Below are 18,305 nucleotides of genomic sequence, written 5' to 3'. Positions count from 1 at the left end.
TTGCAGACAGAGTGAATTGATGGGATAAAAAACGCCTTGTGTTTCCACAAGGCGTTTTTGTATTAGCGAATGATTATCTACTTCTTCGGCTGAGCATCAATACACTGACCACGCACGTCTTTGCTTTCGTTCGACATCAGGTGAAGATAAAGCGGCATGATATCCAGTGGCGTTTTCAGCAACTCAGCGTCTTCTGCTGGGTAAGCCTTCGCGCGCATGGAAGTGCGTGTACCACCTGGATTAATCGCATTGACACGAATGTGTGTATCGCTCAATTCATCTGCCAGAATCTGCATCATGCCTTCCGTTGCGAACTTAGATATTGCGTAAGTGCCCCAGAAAGCACGGCCAGCATGGCCAACCGTGGATGAAGTGAATATGACACTCGCATCTTGTGACTTGTGTAGCAGGGGCAAAATCGCCTGAGTCATTAGGAATTGTGCTTTAACATTAACCTGCATGATATCGTCGTAAGTGTCTTCATCAATCTGATCAAATGGGCTCAGTACACCCAGTTGACTGGCGTTGTGTAACACACCATCAAGCCGACCAAACTGACTACCAATGGTATCGGCCATATCAATATAGTTTTGCTTGCTTGCGCCTTTCATATCCAGAGGAATGATCGCTGGTTGAGGGTAGCCAGCAGCTTCAATTTCATCGTAGGTTTGCTCAAGCTTCTTCACTGTACGACCTAACAAAATGACCGTAGCACCGTGCTGAGCGTAAGAAAGAGCGGCTTGCTTACCGATGCCGTCACCGGCACCAGTGACGAGAATGACTTTGTCTTTTAAAGCGTCTGAGGAAACGGAATAATCCACGACATGCATCCTTATTGTAATGTTCTGCTTTATGAATCCGTAAGATGGTGGTTACAATACACTAATTCGCATATTAGGGGATATAACATTGGAATTTTTGTTGGACTACGGGCTGTTTTTAGCCAAGATTGTGACTGTTGTAGTCGCAGTGATTGCGATTCTTATTATTGCCAAAGCCGTAGGTGGAAAAAGTGGTGCTGCAAAGGGTGAGTTGGAGATCACCAATTTAACGGATCAGCATAAAAACACTGTTGAGCAGCTTGAGCATCACCTGCATGATTCAGCGTTTATTAAAGCGCGTGATAAAGCTGAGAAGAAGCAAGAAAAAGAAAAAACCAAGACACGTGAGAAAGAAATCAAGCAAGCCTCAAAAGACGGTGATTTGGACAGCAAGCGTGAGCCTCACCTATTTGTTCTGGATTTCAAAGGCAGCATTGACGCCAAAGAAGTCGCGTCACTACGCGAAGAAGTAACCGCAATTCTCGCGGTAGCTCGTGAAGGGGACGAAGTACTACTGCGCCTAGAGTCTGGCGGCGGTATGGTACATGGTTATGGTTTGGCATCGTCTCAACTGGATCGTATTAAGGCGGCTAAGCTGCCACTGACGATTGCGGTAGACAAAGTGGCTGCCAGTGGTGGTTACATGATGGCATGTATTGCTGACAAGATTGTTTCAGCACCATTTGCAATCGTAGGCTCCATCGGCGTGATTGCCCAGCTGCCTAACTTCAATAAAGTGCTTAAGAAGTACGATATCGAGTATGAACAGCTCACAGCGGGCGAATACAAGCGTACCTTGACCATGTTTGGCGAGAACACCGATAAAGCGCGTGAGAAGTTCAAACAAGAGCTCGAAGAAACACATGGTCTATTTAAAGACTTTATTCGTGAGCGTCGCCCTGAACTTGAATTAGATAAAGTGGCCACTGGTGAACACTGGTTTGGCACTCAGGCGCATTCACTGGGTCTGGTTGATGAAATCAAAACTTCTGATGATCTGGTTGTGGAAGCGTGCAAAGATAAAACAGTCTTAGCGATTCACTACGTAGAGAAGAAAAAGCTGACCTCAAAGCTTGCTGGATTAGCAGGTGAAGCGGCTGATAACGTACTGATGAAGCTGATTGATCGTGGTCAGCGTCCTATCGTGTAAGCTGACTTCTTTTGTTTAGTTAAATGAAAAGCCCCTCAACTGAGGCAATGTAGATCAGATAAGGATCGGTTGACCGATCCTTCTGATGAGAGACAATCGGAAATCTGTTTATAGGTTTCCGATTTTTTATGTCTATTCAACACTTCTTTGCCGACTTCCTTGAAGAAAACCCTGTTGATGTTGCCCAACTCACCACCTTTTCTGAACACATTCCCGATGCGTGGGTAGCTAAAGCAGCCTCACTGTCCGATAAAGCGACTATCCGTCGACGCCGATTACCGAGCGATATGGTGTTGTGGCTGATTGTGGGTATGGCTTTTTTCCGCAATGAACCCATTGCCGAAGTCGCTCGAAGAATGAACGTCTGTGCTGACGGTTTGGCTGATGAAGAGCTATTGGCAAAGAGCGCCTTAACCCAAGCAAGACAACGCTTAGGCAAAGCAGCACCCGAATGGCTGTTTAAGCAATGTGGGAAAACGTGGGGGCTTGAGCGATACCCTGATGATGCATGGCAAGGCTTACAAGTTTTTGCTGTCGATGGCGCTCTTTTTAGAACGGCTGACACACCAGAATTGAGGGAACATTTTGGCTCTGGAAATACGTCTAGCAACAGACAAACACCTCATCCAGTATTGAGAGTTGTGACTATGATGAATGTTCGCTCTCATGTCATCGTTGATGCGGCGATAAGCCCGTATCGCCGAGGTGAAATTCCTCTAGCGATGCCTTTCATCAACGCTCTACCAGACAACTCAGTGACGTTACTGGATAAAGGTTTTTATGGTGCAGATTTACTCCTTTCTCTGAAAAACAGTGGAATAAATAGACACTGGCTTCTCCCTGCAAAGAAAGGAGTCAAATATACTCTACTGGATGATAAAGAAAGCAGTGACATGCTTGTGGAGATGAAGGTCTCACCGCAAGCTCGTAAAAAGAATCCTCGTCTTCCAGAAAAATGGACAGTCAGAGCCGTCAGTTATGAGGTTCAAGGTAAATCCAAAACGGTGTTTACCTCGCTTCCTAGAGAGCAGTATGACGCCCAATCTGTGGCAGAGCTTTATCATGAAAGATGGGAAATCGAATTAGGTTATCGTGACATCAAGAGCTCAATGCAACACAACGCTTTAGTACTGAGAAGCAAAACAGTCGAACTCGTCTATCAAGAGCTGTGGGGGTTATTACTTGGTTATAACTTGGTGAGACGAGAGGCTAGTCAAGCTGCCGTTGAACACGGACGCTTACCTAATGAAATCAGCTTTAAGTACGCTTGCCAATTTATAGCCAGCCAGCTCAAAATGATGAGTAAAGCGGTGTCTTTAGGTAACACGCCGAAACGCTTAAAGAGCCTTCGAGGAGATTTATCTATCCTCTTTATAGACAAACGCCCTAAGCCAAATCGGCCTAGGGCGGTAAAAATATCAAAGACCCGATACCCTGTTAATCGCTACGCAGCTCCTCTTAAGTGAACTACGTTGCCTCAACTGAGGGGCTTTGTGTATTTGGTTACTGTGCTTTAGGTTGCGAATGGTTTGGCTTGCGGTGTGCTGGTCTATGATGTTTCTGTCCATTATTGCCAGCCTTGTTTGAGGCTTTGCTAGTACCAGAGCTGCCATCCTGACGTTTACCACCATTATGACTCTTGGAGCCATCACCATTGGGTTTGTTATGGCCAAAATGACGCTTGTTTTTTCCCGCAGGCTTATGGCCACGAGCATTGTCACCTGAGCGCTGACCATCGGCATGGTCGACTTTTGGCTTCTTGGGCTTTTTCGGTTTCTTAGGTTTGATTGGGCGAGTATCTAACTTAGACTCTGGCAGCACATTGACGGGCTTATAGCCTTCCAGCTCCAAACGAGGTAATACTTGCTGGATGAGTCGTTCAATACCAAATAGTTCACTGGCTTCCGCTGCTTCAACTAAAGAGATCGCTTTGCCGACTTCACCGGCACGGCCAGTACGGCCAATTCTGTGGACGTAGTCTTCTGCCACGTGAGGCAGCTCGAAGTTAACGACCTGAGGGAGTTGAGGAATGTCGATACCACGTGCGGCAATATCTGTAGCAACTAATACGCGCACTTCTCCGGATTTAAAATCAGCCAGTGCCTTGGTGCGCGCACCTTGGCTTTTGTTACCATGAATAGGCGCTGCCGTAATACCTTGATCATTAAGGTAATGAGAAAGTCGGTTCGCTCCGTGTTTGGTACGGCTGAAGACCAGAACTTGTCTCCAATCGCCGTCTTTGATGAGCTTCACCAGCATAGGTGCTTTTTTACGCTTATCCGCTGGGTAGATAGATTGTTCAATGGTGACCGCAGTGGAGTTCTCAGGGTTAACAGAGACTTCGACCGGATCATTGACTAGACCTTTGGCTAGTTCGCGAATCTCTGCAGAGAAGGTTGCAGAGAACAGTAGGTTTTGGCGCTTCTCTGGAAGCAGTGCGAGTATTTTACGAATATCGCGAATAAAGCCCATATCCAACATGCGATCTGCTTCATCCAGCACTAAAACTTCCAGCTGAGAGAAGTTAATTGCATTCTGCTGGTATAAATCGAGTAATCGACCCGGAGTTGCGACAAGCACGTCTGTGCCTTTACGCAGCTTCATCATTTGTGGATTAATTTTGACGCCGCCGAATACTACATTCGACGTCAGACGTTGATAGCGACTGTACTTAAATACGTTTTCCTGAACCTGAGCTGCCAATTCACGGGTCGGTGTCAGCACCAGTGCTCTCACATGGTTGCCTTTGACTCGGGTGCCATTATCTAATCGTTCTAGAATCGGTAATGTGAAGCCTGCGGTTTTACCCGTACCTGTCTGAGCCGCTGCCATGACATCTTTACCTGCTAACACTGCAGGAATGGCTTGCTCCTGAATTGGAGATGGTTTGTCATAACCCTGATCATCGATGGCTTTGAGGAGCGGGGCAGAAAGGCCTAAAGCGGTAAAACCCATAAATTGTTCTCTGTTTAAGGTGAGATAAGTGCTCTGGCGGCAATCGACCACCAGCAAAAGGGCGCCATTCTGAGCCCTTTGGTCAGGAACATCAATAGAAATTATCGCTGAGAGCGGTTAAGTGTTGTCTGAAAGTTTAGCTTAGTCGTGGCAAAAGCAAGCACGAGACCTGCCAATGCGCCAAACAGATGAGACTCCACGGCTACACGGGCATTGATTAACTCGCTGGTCGATTGCGAGGCTCCCATGGTCATTTCCCAGCCCACTTTAGCTAATACGCCAATGACAAGTAACCAGCTACCTTTACGACCTTGTAAGGATTCCAGAAGCGCATAATAGGCAAAAATGCCATGTAGCACACCAGAAAGACCAACATAGCTAGTCATGCTTGTTGTCAGGTTGAGCACACCCACGGATAAGCTAATCACGAACAATACACAGAGCAGAGAAGTCACTCTTGGTTTAAACAGGTAAGTGATAACCCACAAGCCAGCCAGATTCATGCCTAAATGAGCATAGTTGGTGTGGGTGAAATTTCCTGTTAGGATTCGCCACCACTGGCCTTCAGAAATAAGTTGATAATGCCAGTATGTCAGGCTGGCTAACGGCTCGAACTGCACGCCTAGGCAGACTAAGCTGATAGCAATTAACAGAAGAAGTAAACGCACGCTATGTCCCGATATTGTTCTCAATGTGGTAAGTCACTCAAAGCTTGTATTTGTGAGTGGATACAAAGCCTAACATCGAATGTTGAGTTGGTCATCTTACAGCATCCGACAGAAACAAACAGGCCCATGGGCACAGCGCGTATTCTCAGACTCTCGCTTGAGAATAGTTACCTGTTTGAAGGTGAAAATTTTACTCAGCATAATGAGCTGAATCAGCTGTTGGCTGAGGAAAGCTATCAACATTTTGTGCTTTATCCGGGAGAAGTGTCTGTCAGCCATGAAGAGGTGGCTAAAGCCGTCTTCAGAGAAGAAAAAGTACGGATTATTTTGCTCGATGGCACGTGGAAAAAAGCGTACAAAATGTGGCAATTGTCTGAAAATTTACAGGTATTACCTTTAGTACATTTGCCGGAGAACCTACAGGGAAATTATCGTATTCGTAAAGCGCCCAGTGACAATAGTTTATCTACCGTGGAGGCTGGCTACCATATCCTGACTTTGCTGCAACCAGAGCAAGACTTCACCCCATTACTTGATACGTTCAATCACATGATTGACTTTCAAATCAAGCAGATGCCACCCGGTGTGTTTGAAAAAAATTATCGGTAATAAACGCAAACTCGCCATTTGAGGTCTAAAATTATTTTCAAGCGCAGCGTTGTACAGTGAATCTTTGTCAGGATATGATTACGCGCAATCGTTTAGTTATGGCTGTTACGTCATAACCGATGCTTCGTATAATCCCACTGATAGGGTGTGGGAGTCTCTACCTGAAACCGCAAATTTCAGATTACGAAGAGTGAAGTGCATTGCGCTTTTCTCTTTGTATGTCTGATTATCTTCACAAGAGAAAAGCGTTTGTTGAATACCAATCGAATTGAATGGGGAGACAAGCGTGAACCAAACAGAATTTATTCGTCAGTTACCAAAAGTTGAGTTGCATCTGCATATTGAAGGTTCACTTGAGCCTGAGATGATGTTTGAACTCGCATTACGCAATCAAGTCGCGCTGCCATTTACCACGCCTGAAGAGGTCAAAGCCGCGTATGAGTTTACTAACCTTCAGTCATTCCTTGATATCTACTATCAAGGTGCCAACGTGTTGATTCATGAACAGGATTTTTACGATTTAACCTGGGCTTATTTGTTGCGCTGTAAGGCTGACAATGTCATCCACACCGAGATCTTCTTCGACCCACAAACTCATACTGAGCGTGGTATCGCGTTTGACACCGTGATCAACGGTATTCACCGCGCTTTGCAAGATGCGAAGACGCAATTGGGTATCAGTAGTCGAGTCATCATGTGTTTTTTACGTCATCTGGATGAAGATAGTGCCTTTGTCACCTTGGAACAAGCATTGGCACATAAAGATAAAATCATTGGTGTGGGTCTGGATTCATCGGAAGTGGGTCACCCGCCAGAGAAGTTTGCTCGTGTTTTTGCCAAAGCACTCGAGGCTGGTTTTCTCACGGTCGCCCATGCAGGAGAAGAGGGGCCTGTTGCCAACATTTATAACAGCCTTGAATTATTGAAAGTGTCGCGCATTGACCATGGCGTTCGCTGCGCCGATGATCCGAATCTGGTGGTGTCACTGGCTCAGTCGCGTATGCCGCTGACAGTTTGCCCACTGTCCAATACTAAGCTCAAAGTATTTGAGGAGATGAAGCAACACAATGTTGTCAATTTATTGAGGCAAGGGCTGTGTGTGACGATTAACTCAGATGACCCGGCCTATTTTGGTGGCTATATGACCGACAACTTTCTAGCTGTAGCAGACAGCCACATGTTGACGCAAGAAGAGTTGGCGCAATTTAGTCGCAATGCGATTGAAGCGAGTTTTATCAGTGACAGTGAGAAGCAACGTCTAATGAGCCGACTCGATGAATTTGTCGACAGGTGTTAGAAACAAGCGGAGCATAAACTCCGCTTTCTGTTAATGAGATGAGAACAACTGCTGGTGCAGTCTCTGAGCATGGCCGTCAGTCATCGATGAAATATAGTCCGCAATCACACGATAGCCTTCACTTTCACAGCTCATTTGTTGCCATTGATGGCGAATCGGTATTGGCAGTAATCGCTCAGGATCGGCACTGAGGGCTTCAAAGATATCCATAATGATCTGTTGCCCCTTGTACTCGACAACTTGAACATGAGGCACCTGAATCACATACTCACTGACAAAGCGCTTAAGTATCTCGAGTGCTTGTGCCATTTCAGGTTCTAAATAAGCATTAAATGCCAGCAGTTCACTTTCGAAAGGCGCGTCAACAGGCTTTATGGAAATACTGGTGAGTAATGCGTTCACCATGCCACCAATGGCGTCTTTACGCTGGTGGTGAGTACCGGAAAATAGCATCTCTGTAATGGAGTCGATATGGGCTTCAAACCAAGGCTCACCACTCTCCGAAAGCAAACTCGCCGCGCCTTCTATCCACTGGTGTCTTGTCACCATGCCAAGCACGACTGCATCTTCGAGATCATGCACTCCATAGGCAATGTCATCAGCCAGTTCCATAATGGAGCAATCAATGGATTTAAAGCGAGTTTTCTTGTGTTGATGCGGCATTACGTTTTCGTCACGCATCTGGCTGAACCGTTGCTTATCGGTTTCACTCAGCGGGGCAAGTACCCAGTCAAAGAGAGACTGGTCACAGTCATATAAACCCTTGGCGGGTGACCATTCCTTTGCTTTGAGTTGGCGTTGATGAGAGACGCTGTCTGGAGCGACATCTGCGTGCGTTTGACTGATAAGAGCGGGGTATTTGATCAAACCAAGTAATGTCCGCCGTACGAGATTCATGCCAAAATTCTCAGTATAAGGCTCGAGCTTGGTGACAATGCGGAATGTTTGTGCATTGCCTTCAAAGCCGCCGTGCTCTCGCATCATATAGTTGAGGGCGACTTCACCGCCATGCCCATATGGTGGGTGACCGATGTCGTGGGCTAAGCAAAGTGAGTCAATTAAGCTATCACTCGGCAAAAGGTCGCGAAATTTTGGCTGTTTCTTTTTTATCTGCGCAACGATTCCCGTTCCTAACTGGGCGGCTTCGAGAGAGTGAGTAAGCCGAGTGCGGTGAAAATCGTCGAAACTGTTACCATGAACCTGAGTTTTTGCCTGCAAACGTCTAAACGCTGCCGAATGAAGAATTCTCGCTCGGTCGCGTTGATAAGGACTGCGGTGATCGTCGCGACGGATCTTATGTTCGTCATCGTGGCGCTCATCCCATAAGGAGCTGATTTTGAACGTCATAATATGACCTTTGCTCTTATTACTTTACCAACCATTCTTTATTACCTAGCTAATCTCGTCCAGAGATAATTCAAAGCTTGGAGCGAATGTCGTGAGGAAGTAGTCCATTTCTGGGGTTCGTCTTTCCTGTAAAGTGACATCAAGGCGCTTCTTCGCCAGTGCATATTCGTGATTACCAGCGCTGAGCTCTTCAAGGCATTTCAGATAGGCACAGATAGTGTCGGCCTGCTTGACGATGATTTCGTCGTCGGGGTAGGCGGCTTGAGAGACCAAGTAAGGGGCAAAATCTTCTTGAAACTCTTCGGGTAACATCGACAGCAGTTTCTTTTCGGCGGCGGCTTCTATCTTCTTATATTCTTTTGCTATTTCTGGGTTGTAATATTTAACTGGGGTGGGAAGATCCCCAGTCAGCACCTCACTGGTATCATGGTACATCCCTAATAACGCAATCCGCTCGGGGTTGAGGTTACCACCAAATTTCTTATTTTTGATGAGTGCTAGAGCGTGAGCAACAAAGGCGACTTGAAGGCTATGCTCTGAGATATTCTCAGTCGATACTGAACGCATCAGAGGCCAGCGCTGTATCAGTTTCATTCGAGCAAGGTGGGCGAAGAAGTGACTTTCTTTGGTTTTACTTTCTGTCATATATCTCCCTCCAAAATAAAAAAAGAGCACTCATTGAGTGCTCATTAAGCATATGAAAAATCGAATCTAATTACTACTACTGACTATAAGTCGATAGGAATCGTTCAAAACGACCAATCGCCATCTCAAGATCTTCTACGTGCGGGAGAGTGACGATGCGGAAGTGATCGGGTTTCGGCCAGTTGAAGCCAGATCCCTGAACCAATAGAACTTTTTCCTGAATGAGGAAATCAAGAACCATTTTCTGATCGTCTTTAATGTTATACATCTTAGTGTCAATTTTTGGGAACAAGTACATTGCGCCTTTGGGTTTGACACAAGATACCCCTGGGATCTGATTGATCAGTTCAAAAGCGCGGTCACGCTGTTCCAATAAGCGGCCGCCAGGTAGGATAAGCTCATTAATACTCTGATAGCCACCCAGTGCGGTTTGAATAGCGTGCTGCATTGGAACATTGGCGCACAAGCGCATTGATGCCAGCATGTCTAGCCCATTGACGTAACCTTGCGCAAGGTGCTTTGGTCCGGTTAAAAACATCCAGCCACCGCGAAAACCACAGACGCGATAGGCTTTGGAAAGACCGTTAAAGGTAACGGTTAAGACATCATCAGAGAGTGTTGCGACAGAAGTATGCGTTGCCCCATCATAGAGTACTTTATCGTAGATCTCGTCAGCGAAGATGATCAACTTGTGCTGGCGCGCAATTTCGATCACTTCCAAGAGAAAATCACGGCTGTAAACAGCACCTGTTGGGTTATTGGGGTTAATTAAGACAATTCCCCTCGTCTTGGGTGTAATTTTTTTGCGAATGTCATCGAGATCGGGGTACCAGTCTGCTTGTTCATCACATAGGTAATGCACTGCTTTACCGCCAGACAGAGCAACGGACGCAGTCCAGAGAGGGTAATCCGGCGCTGGAACAAGCATTTCATCGCCATTATTTAGCAACGCCTGCATCGACATGACAATCAGCTCAGAAGCCCCGTTACCGATATAGACATCTTCAACATCTAAAGAGCGAATCCCTTTACGTTGATAGTGCTGAACAACGGCTTTGCGCGCGGAGTAGATGCCTTTTGAATCACAGTAGCCTTGTGATGTTGGTAGGTTACGAATGACATCAACTAAAATTTCATCTGGGGCATCAAAACCAAATGGGGCTGGATTACCGATATTGAGCTTCAGTATTTTATGCCCTTCTTCTTCCATACGCTTAGCATGTTTGAGCACAGGCCCTCTAATGTCATAGCAGACATTATCGAGTTTTGATGACATCCCGATATTTTGCATTGTATAAAACCTAGAAATGATTGTATTTCTTTATTAAAGTACATCAAAAAGCCCTTTGTTAGAATAAAAAACTGAGATATGGCGCGTTTTTGTATGCGCTTTGCTCGTTTGCAATCACAGGATCATGCAAAAGATGGGCTACAACCTTGATCTGAATAAGGTCTATTAATAGAGTAGCGAGATAAAATGAATAAGAATCCCTAGGCATACGAGGCTGATTTGTCACACTTTCATCAAGCCGTTACTGAACTGATTGAACGCGTAAAGGATGCAGAAGGCGGCGTAAACCGTCTGGTTCAAGTTCTTGAGGAAAAACCTGACTTTGCATTCATCGATTGGCTGGAAGCTCAGCCGATCTTCCCTAAGTTTTACTGGCAGTCTCGCGATACCCGTGAGGAAGTGGTAGCGCTGGGGCAGCTACATACCTTTGTCGACCCGGCACCCGCTTATACGATTTTAGCTGATGACCAGCGAGTATGGGGGGGGCGTTCTTTCGACGGTCAGACGGAAAAAAATCGTCGCTGTATGTCCTCTTTCTTTTTCCTACCACAAGTTGAGTTAATTCGTTTCGATGACCGTTGGTCATTGGCCGTTAATCTCACTGCGGAGAAGCACCGTACTCTTGCAGGGCTGAAGAAACTTCAGATTGATGTTGGTGCATTGCTTCCCGTTTCAGCGCAGATCAAAAGCATCAGCCACATACCGGAAAAGTCGCAATGGTCTGAACTGGTTGAGAAAGTTCTCACTGGTATAGAGAATGACGACTTTAAAAAGGTCGTGCTGGCCCGCAGAACTTCCGTACAGATGGACAGCACGGTAAGTGCTGCGCAGCTACTGAAATCAAGTTATCTGCAAAACCACCATAGCTTCCACTTTATGCTTTCGCTGGATAAAAGACATAGCTTTATAGGCTCTACACCGGAACGTTTGTATGCCAGACAAGGTCAGGAGCTCTATACTGAGGCTTTGGCTGGAACGATAGGCCGTGGGGACAATGCCAGCCACGACATGGAGCTGTCAAACTGGTTAGCGCAAGATAGAAAAAACCTCAATGAAAACCAATATGTGGTCGATGACATCATTGAGCGGCTGGCACCTCATTCAGAACACATTGAGGTTGAACAAGAAGCCCGCTTGGTTAGGCTGCGTAAAGTTCAGCACCTTAAGCGCAGTATTCACGCCCACCTCAAAACTGGAGTAAATGGGGTTCAGTTGCTGAGTGCGTTACAACCGACAGCAGCTGTTGCAGGACTGCCACGCAAAGAATCAATGAAATTTATTCGAGACAATGAGCCCTTTGCACGTGGCTGGTATGCGGGGTCGATGGGGGTCATCAGTCACCAGCGCGCCGAGTTTTGTGTTGCGATACGCAGTGCTCTTATTCTTGGTGAGGAGATCCAGTTATTCGCAGGTGCAGGTATAGTACCGGGGTCTATTGCCGACAATGAATGGCAAGAGTTGGATAAGAAAATGTCAACATTGCTATCTTTGATTGCTGATATACCCCCGTTGGGAGTGGCGTCATAAATGAGTCTGCACAATCAAGCCATTATGAACCGTATTTGGTCTCAGGTACTGCTTGAAGAGTTATCTCGCTTAGGTGTCAGTGAAGTGTGTATTGCACCGGGTTCGCGTTCGACGCCTTTAACGCTGGAAGCGCATCAGAATAACAAATTAAAACTGCATACGCATTTTGATGAGCGAGGTTTAGGTTTCTTAGCTCTCGGTTTAGCGAAGGCAAGCGATAAGCCAGTCGCATTGATTGTCACATCCGGAACCGCTGTCGCCAATCTGTTGCCCGCAATAGCAGAGGCAAAACTCACAGGTGAGAAACTGGTCGTGCTAACTGCAGATAGGCCCGTAGAATTGGTTGGCTGCGGAGCCAATCAGGCGATCAATCAAGTGGGGATATTCTCCTCTCATGTGAGTGCCACTCTTGAGTTACCCAGCCCTTCAGAGTCAGTAGCGCTTAAATGGTTGCTGACTTCCATAGATCAGAAAATGTCTGAACAGGCAGAGAAAGGTGGAGCTGTTCACATCAATTGCCCGTTTCCTGAGCCTTTGTATGGTTCTGAATCGAAAGGAATATTTCAGGCATATCTTGATGAAGTAAAATCTTGGTCTCACTCTGACAAGCCTTATAGCTGCAAGGCTCGAACTCAATCATTGCCCGCTCTTCACTACGCCGATGTAGCAGACAAGCCAGGAGTTATTGTCGTTGGTAGTGTCACCCTAGAGGAAGCACAGCAGGTGAAACTGCTGGCGGACAAATTGGGCTGGCCATGCTTGTGTGATTCGCAATCGGGAGTTTCGTCTCCCTTCACACATTATGATCTTTGGTTGCAGAACCCTTCTGCGAAAGAAGTGTTGAGTCAGGCTCACGTTATTGTGCAGTTTGGCTCTCGGATTGTATCGAAACGTCTCAATCAGTGGATATCTCAGCAAGTCGAATCGAGACAAGCGGATTACCATTATGTTTCTCCCCAAGTTGATCGCAACAACCAAAATCATTTACCACAAACTCATCACGTTGTCGGCATTGGGGTTTGGATAGAGAGTTGGCTGCGAGAACGTGTTGGCGGCAAGAATGTTCACTATGGCTGGGCAAAGGAGTTAGAGCATTATTCACAATGTGCAGTGGCACTATCTGAACAAAGCCACCAGTCATTCAATGAAATTGCTCTGGCTAAATCAGTCAAAGACTTACCACAACCAACGCAGGTCTTTTTGGGCAACAGTTTATTTGTTCGGCTGGTGGATATGTTTGGTTCGATGCCAAACCTTGAAACGTTTAGCAACCGAGGTGCATCAGGGATCGATGGGCTGATTGCGACTGCTGCGGGAGTTGTACGTGCAAATCCTCAACCCAGCGTATTGTTTATTGGTGATACCTCAGCGCTGTATGATCTCAACTCGCTCTCTTTACTGACCCACGAAAAAACGCCACTGGTGATTGTCGTAGTTAACAATGACGGAGGGGCTATCTTTGATTTGCTCCCTGTCCCCCAAGCACAAAAACAGCCTCTCTATCAGATGCCTCATGGTTACACTTTCGAGCATGCTGCGATGCAATTTGGCATTCGATACCAAAAACCGACCACTCTTGCCGCTTACAGTGAGTTAGTGAGTAATCATTTACAACAGGGTGAGGGCGCATTGCTTGTCGAAGTACAGACACCTCCTGAACAAGCCTCCTCACAACTGAAAGAGATAACTCAGCGACTTCATGCTCTATAGCTCCTTCCACAATACGGAGAGCCACGATAGTTCTCGACCTGTAATTGTTTATCTGCATGGCTTGCTGGGTAGCAGTGAAGATTGGAGTACCTGCAGGCAATTGCTCCCCGAATATTCATCGTTATGCATCGATCTGCCCGGTCATGGGATGAGCAAATTGATGCATTGTCGCGATTTTAAAACGTGCTGCGATCAAATATCTGACGTTTTACTCACTCAATTTCCTCACCATCCCCCTATAGTGTTAGTGGGTTATTCAATGGGGGCTCGAATTGCGATGGTAGGGCTCACTCAACAGTATTTTTCCGCACATAATATTCAAATGCTTATTTCTGAAGGTGGTCACTTTGGGTTGCATGATCGTGCGGAAAAAAATGCTCGATTAAACAATGACTCTCGTTGGGCTGAGCGATTTCAAAATGACCCCATTGAACAAGTGTTAAACGATTGGTATCAGCAGCCGGTATTTAGTTCACTAAATCATGAGCAAAGACAAACAATCATTGATAAGCGCAGTGCTAATCTAGGTCCATCCGTCGCAAAGATGCTGATGGCGACAACCTTGGCAAAACAAGATTACTTGCTTGAGTCATTGGCTGATTTAAGCATGCCGATACATTACATTTGTGGTGAAAAAGATATGAAGTTCAGTCAGCTGGCTGAACAGAGTGGTTTGTCTTTTAGCCAGGTAGCGCAAGCTGGGCATAATGTTCATGTGGAACAGCCCGAAGCATTCGCCGCGATTATTCAATCTCAAATTCGCGCTTTCTTCTAACAGCGCAATCTCAACAAACAGGAATCACCATGGCAAAAACAGTCGGTATTTCAGAAGAAGAACTCTATGCTCCAGTGCACTGGAACGATTGCACGGGCGAATATGAAGATATTCAGTACCATAAATCCGAAGATGGTATCGCAAAGATCACCATTGCTCGTCCTCAAGTCCGCAATGCGTTTCGCCCTCAAACTGTCAAAGAGATGATTAACGCACTGGCTGATGCTCGTTACGATGAAGGCGTGGGTGTGATCATTTTGACAGGCCTTGGTGAAAAGGCTTTCTGCTCGGGTGGTGACCAAAAGGTCCGTGGTGATTATGGTGGTTATCAAGATGATTCCGGCACTCACCACTTAAATGTATTGGACTTCCAGCGTCAAATTCGCACTTGCCCCAAACCCGTCATTGCGTCAGTAGCTGGCTGGGCAGTCGGCGGTGGTCATGTTTTACATATGATGTGTGACTTGACTATTGCCGCAGAAAACGCTCAGTTTGGTCAGACGGGGCCAAAAGTTGGTTCGTTTGATGGCGGCTGGGGTGCCTCATACATGGCTCGAATTGTTGGGCAGAAGAAAGCGCGCGAGATTTGGTTCCTATGCCGTTTCTATGATGCTCAGGAAGCTTTGGATATGGGGCTAGTGAATACGGTTGTGCCTCTTGAAGAGTTGGAAAGAGAAACGGTTCGTTGGTGTCGCGAAACTCTGCAGCACAGCCCGATGGCACTGCGTTGTCTCAAAGCCGCTCTGAATGCTGACTGTGATGGTCAGGCCGGTCTTCAAGAGTTGGCTGGTAATGCGACTATGATGTTCTATATGACTGAAGAAGGTCAGGAAGGGCGGAATGCGTTCAATGAAAAACGTCGGCCTGACTTTAATAAATTCCCTCGTAATCCTTGATGTGTTGTTTTGGGTAATACGTGAAGATAAAGGTGCTTAACTCAATACTTTTATCTGCCATTGAAGCCCAAAATAGTGAACAGCATAGATTGAAGATTACAAAATAATTAGAAGGGATATTGGTATGAGAACAGCCAAGCTGTATCGCTACAAGCTGCCGATGGACAGCGGTGTGATACTGAGAGAGCAAAGACTCATGGAACGAGAAGGCTTTGTGGTTGTACTAGAAAACAACGGGGAAATCGGTAGAGGTGAAATTGCACCTCTACCGGGGTTTAGTATTGAGAGTATGGATGAGGTTTCATCTCAACTAATAGAGCAACTAGCCATGTGGCAGAGTGGTAAACTCTTTGATGATAAGGAGTTGTACCCCTCTGTGGCTTTTGGGTTATCTATGGCTGAGCTGGAACTGAACAATGGCCTCCCTGACATGGGGTGCTATCAGGCTGCACCTTTGTGTTCAGGTGATCCGGATGAACTGCTGCCTAAGCTCCACAGTATGCAAGGTGAGAAAGTAGCCAAGATCAAAGTAGGGTTGTATGAACCTGTCCGCGATGGGCTCATCGTCAGCCTGTTTTTGGAGTCCATTCCAGACCTTACGCTAAGACTAGATGCCAATCGCGCTTGGACGGCCGAGAAAGCGCAACAATTTGCTAAAAAGATAGCGCCTTCATTGCGTCAAAGAATTGCGTTTGTTGAAGAGCCGTGCCAAGCACCGGGGGATAGCTTCTCTTTTGCGATTAATACGGGTATCGCGATTGCTTGGGATGAAACCCTTCAACACGCCATTCGCAAGGATGATTTTAAACTCGAGGACTTTAACGGTGCTAAAGCCATTGTGATTAAGCCTACCCTTATTGGCTCTGTCGAACGCTGTGTCGAGCTCATAGAAGAGGCTAAAAAGTTGGGGATCAAGCCGATTATCAGCTCCAGTATAGAATCGAGTTTAGGTCTGACTCAATTGGCTCGCTTTGCCCACTGGCAATTGCCAGAAGAAGTTCCAGGCTTAGATACGATAGGTCTGTTTGCACAGCAGCTAGAAGTTACTTGGCCTGGCTGTGATCTTCCGGTGACTTCTCTGTCAGATCAGTCACTAATCTGGCAATCTTAATGCACAACCAACTCTCTCCTTTGAAACAATGGGCTCAGTCGAGCCCATCTTCATTTGCTCTGGATCATCAAGATCAGCAATACTCTTGGGCTGAGTTGGCTGATCTTGTCGATGAAGTGGCGTCCAGCCTTTGTGAGCAGGGTCTAGTACAAGGTGATGTGTTTACCTGCATTAGTAAAAACAACTTAGATTTATTACTCGCGTACTTGGCTTGTATGGAAATTGGAGCAATATGCGCATTGGCCATGCCGCAAACACAAGCGGAGCTTGAAACCAAGCTAAAGTCACTTTACCCCTCTTGTATTGAGCCTAAAGTCTGGGTATCGAAATCTGATTCACTGCTATCTTCATTGTCGACATTTGATGTCGGACGTTCAAATTCTTATCACTATTGCTCAGGTTATCAGCCAGATAATATCGCCTCTATCGTGTTTACCTCAGGTTCAACGGGCAATCCCAAAGCGGTTGCACACACTAACGCGCAACATATTGCTTCTGCCTCAGGTCTATTGGAAGTGTTTTCTTTTAAACAGGACGATTGTTGGTTGCTAAGTTTGCCTATGTATCATGTGTCTGGGTTAGCCATCGTCTATCGTTGGTTGTATGTTGGGGCTACATTGAAACTAGGAAGCGGAGTTCTGATTGAAGATATTCGTCAAGTGACTCACGCATCGCTGGTGGCTACGCAATTACAACGTCTTTTGGAGAGTGGTTCGCCACTTGATTTAACCCATGTCTTACTCGGCGGGAGCCATGTCCCATTGTTCTTAAGCCAAAAAGCAGCACAGCAGGGGGTGGAAACCTGGTTGGGCTATGGGATGACTGAAGCAGCCTCAACCGTGACGGCAAAAAGAATCGACAATCGCGACTCAGCAGGCAAAACCTTACCTAAACGTCGAATCCGGCTTAAAGGGCAAAGAATCTACATTGGCGGTGAAACTCTGGCTTGTGGTTACTATCGATGTGGGGTTGTGGAGCCTATTACACGCGATGGATGGTTTGACAGTAAAGACTTAGGTGAGTGGGTTGAAGGCGAACTCAAAATTATTGGGCGAGCTGACAATTTATTTATCTCAGGTGGTGAAAATATTCATTGTGAAGAAATTGAAGCAGTGCTTAACCGACTTCCCTACATCGTGCAGTCAGTCGTGATCCCTGTGGAAGACAGCGAGTTTGGCCATCGCCCAGTTGCAGTGATTCAAGGACAGTACTCTCTAGACGTTGTGAACATTGAGCAGGAACTCAGTAAAGCTTTGACACGCTTCAAATGGCCAGTTGCTTACTATGAGATGCCAGAATCACTGTATCAGTCAGGAATTAAAGTTTCTCGGAAAGCGGTAAAAGATTGGCTTTTGAGTCAGCTAGAGCAGTAAAGTGATGCGCCAGTTGTAGCGCCACTTCAAATATTGTCGTTAATGGACAGGCAACTTAGTTGAAATGGATCTTTCATAGTCCAAATCTGAATTTATCAAACTTATAACTCTATCTCATAATACTTTCGGG

At 46.2% G+C, this 18,305-nt stretch carries 16 protein-coding genes and 1 riboswitch; of the genes, 10 read left to right on the top strand and 6 right to left on the bottom strand.

The window, feature by feature from the left end; all coding sequences use genetic code 11:
- Nucleotides 1-77: 77 nt before the first annotated feature.
- Nucleotides 78-821, bottom strand: coding sequence for a YciK family oxidoreductase (locus CTT30_RS09920; protein ID WP_252035018.1), 744 nt, complete (start codon nt 819-821; stop codon nt 78-80).
- Nucleotides 822-909: 88 nt separating this feature from the next.
- Between CTT30_RS09920 and sohB the strand changes: the two genes are divergently transcribed.
- Both sohB and CTT30_RS09910 read left to right on the top strand, forming a co-directional pair.
- Nucleotides 910-1,971, top strand: a complete 1,062-nt coding sequence (gene sohB, locus CTT30_RS09915; RefSeq protein WP_239865762.1) for a protease SohB — start codon at nt 910-912, stop codon at nt 1,969-1,971.
- Between the two features lie 128 nt (nt 1,972-2,099).
- Complete coding sequence (locus tag CTT30_RS09910) at nt 2,100-3,437, top strand: IS4 family transposase (RefSeq protein ID WP_252046601.1); 1,338 nt, start codon at nt 2,100-2,102, stop codon at nt 3,435-3,437.
- A gap of 37 nt (nt 3,438-3,474) precedes the next feature.
- Here CTT30_RS09910 and CTT30_RS09905 read toward each other — a convergent pair whose 3' ends face one another.
- Nucleotides 3,475-4,926, bottom strand: a complete 1,452-nt coding sequence (locus CTT30_RS09905) for a DEAD/DEAH box helicase (protein WP_252035014.1) — start codon at nt 4,924-4,926, stop codon at nt 3,475-3,477.
- Nucleotides 4,927-5,027: 101 nt separating this feature from the next.
- A complete protein-coding gene (gene rrtA / locus CTT30_RS09900) occupies nt 5,028-5,594 on the bottom strand; it encodes a rhombosortase (RefSeq protein WP_252035012.1) in 567 nt (188 codons plus the stop codon).
- 3 nt (nt 5,595-5,597) lie between these two features.
- Between rrtA and CTT30_RS09895 the strand changes: the two genes are divergently transcribed.
- Both CTT30_RS09895 and CTT30_RS09890 read left to right on the top strand, forming a co-directional pair.
- Nucleotides 5,598-6,203, top strand: a complete 606-nt coding sequence (locus CTT30_RS09895) for a tRNA-uridine aminocarboxypropyltransferase (protein ID WP_252035010.1) — start codon at nt 5,598-5,600, stop codon at nt 6,201-6,203.
- A 104-nt stretch (nt 6,204-6,307) separates the two neighbouring features.
- A riboswitch (purine riboswitch) is annotated at nt 6,308-6,407 on the top strand.
- A gap of 82 nt (nt 6,408-6,489) precedes the next feature.
- Nucleotides 6,490-7,500, top strand: coding sequence for an adenosine deaminase (locus tag CTT30_RS09890; protein WP_252035008.1), 1,011 nt, complete (start codon nt 6,490-6,492; stop codon nt 7,498-7,500).
- A gap of 30 nt (nt 7,501-7,530) precedes the next feature.
- Here the strand turns inward: CTT30_RS09890 and CTT30_RS09885 are convergent, their stop codons facing one another.
- The 3 genes from CTT30_RS09885 to CTT30_RS09875 form a co-directional block, all read right to left on the bottom strand.
- Entirely contained in the window at nt 7,531-8,847 is a 1,317-nt protein-coding gene (locus CTT30_RS09885) for an anti-phage deoxyguanosine triphosphatase (protein ID WP_239876304.1), read from the bottom strand.
- Nucleotides 8,848-8,892: 45 nt separating this feature from the next.
- Nucleotides 8,893-9,492 (bottom strand): 5'-deoxynucleotidase, encoded by a 600-nt coding sequence (gene yfbR / locus CTT30_RS09880; RefSeq protein ID WP_239865768.1) that lies wholly within the window; start codon nt 9,490-9,492, stop codon nt 8,893-8,895.
- Between the two features lie 76 nt (nt 9,493-9,568).
- Complete coding sequence (locus tag CTT30_RS09875; RefSeq protein ID WP_239837342.1) at nt 9,569-10,783, bottom strand: pyridoxal phosphate-dependent aminotransferase; 1,215 nt, start codon at nt 10,781-10,783, stop codon at nt 9,569-9,571.
- Nucleotides 10,784-11,002: 219 nt separating this feature from the next.
- Here CTT30_RS09875 and CTT30_RS09870 point away from each other — a divergent pair, with 219 nt between their 5' ends.
- The 6 genes from CTT30_RS09870 to menE all read left to right on the top strand — a co-directional run bounded on the left by CTT30_RS09870 (nt 11,003) and on the right by menE (nt 18,175).
- The gene (locus CTT30_RS09870; RefSeq protein WP_252035006.1) at nt 11,003-12,310 is read left to right on the top strand and encodes an isochorismate synthase; all 1,308 of its coding nucleotides are present in this window, start codon (nt 11,003-11,005) and stop codon (nt 12,308-12,310) included.
- Nucleotides 12,311-14,020, top strand: a complete 1,710-nt coding sequence (gene menD, locus CTT30_RS09865) for a 2-succinyl-5-enolpyruvyl-6-hydroxy-3-cyclohexene-1-carboxylic-acid synthase (RefSeq protein WP_252035004.1) — start codon at nt 12,311-12,313, stop codon at nt 14,018-14,020. It begins immediately after the preceding gene.
- A complete protein-coding gene (gene menH, locus CTT30_RS09860) occupies nt 14,010-14,795 on the top strand; it encodes a 2-succinyl-6-hydroxy-2,4-cyclohexadiene-1-carboxylate synthase (RefSeq protein ID WP_252035002.1) in 786 nt (261 codons plus the stop codon). The genes menD and menH overlap by 11 nt, the downstream gene beginning before the upstream one ends.
- Nucleotides 14,796-14,824: 29 nt before the next feature.
- Nucleotides 14,825-15,691, top strand: a complete 867-nt coding sequence (gene menB / locus CTT30_RS09855; RefSeq protein ID WP_252035001.1) for a 1,4-dihydroxy-2-naphthoyl-CoA synthase — start codon at nt 14,825-14,827, stop codon at nt 15,689-15,691.
- 124 nt (nt 15,692-15,815) lie between these two features.
- On the top strand, nt 15,816-16,802 hold the full coding sequence (menC, locus tag CTT30_RS09850; protein ID WP_252034999.1) for an o-succinylbenzoate synthase: 987 nt from the start codon (nt 15,816-15,818) through the stop codon (nt 16,800-16,802).
- On the top strand, nt 16,802-18,175 hold the full coding sequence (gene menE, locus CTT30_RS09845; protein WP_252034997.1) for an o-succinylbenzoate--CoA ligase: 1,374 nt from the start codon (nt 16,802-16,804) through the stop codon (nt 18,173-18,175). Before menC ends, menE begins: the two co-directional genes overlap by 1 nt.
- Nucleotides 18,176-18,305 lie beyond the last annotated feature (130 nt).

Origin of the sequence: Vibrio coralliilyticus, assembly GCF_024449095.1 — a bacterium.
GTDB lineage: Bacteria > Pseudomonadota > Gammaproteobacteria > Enterobacterales > Vibrionaceae > Vibrio > Vibrio coralliilyticus_A.
This window is presented reverse-complemented; position numbering and strand designations above follow the sequence as displayed.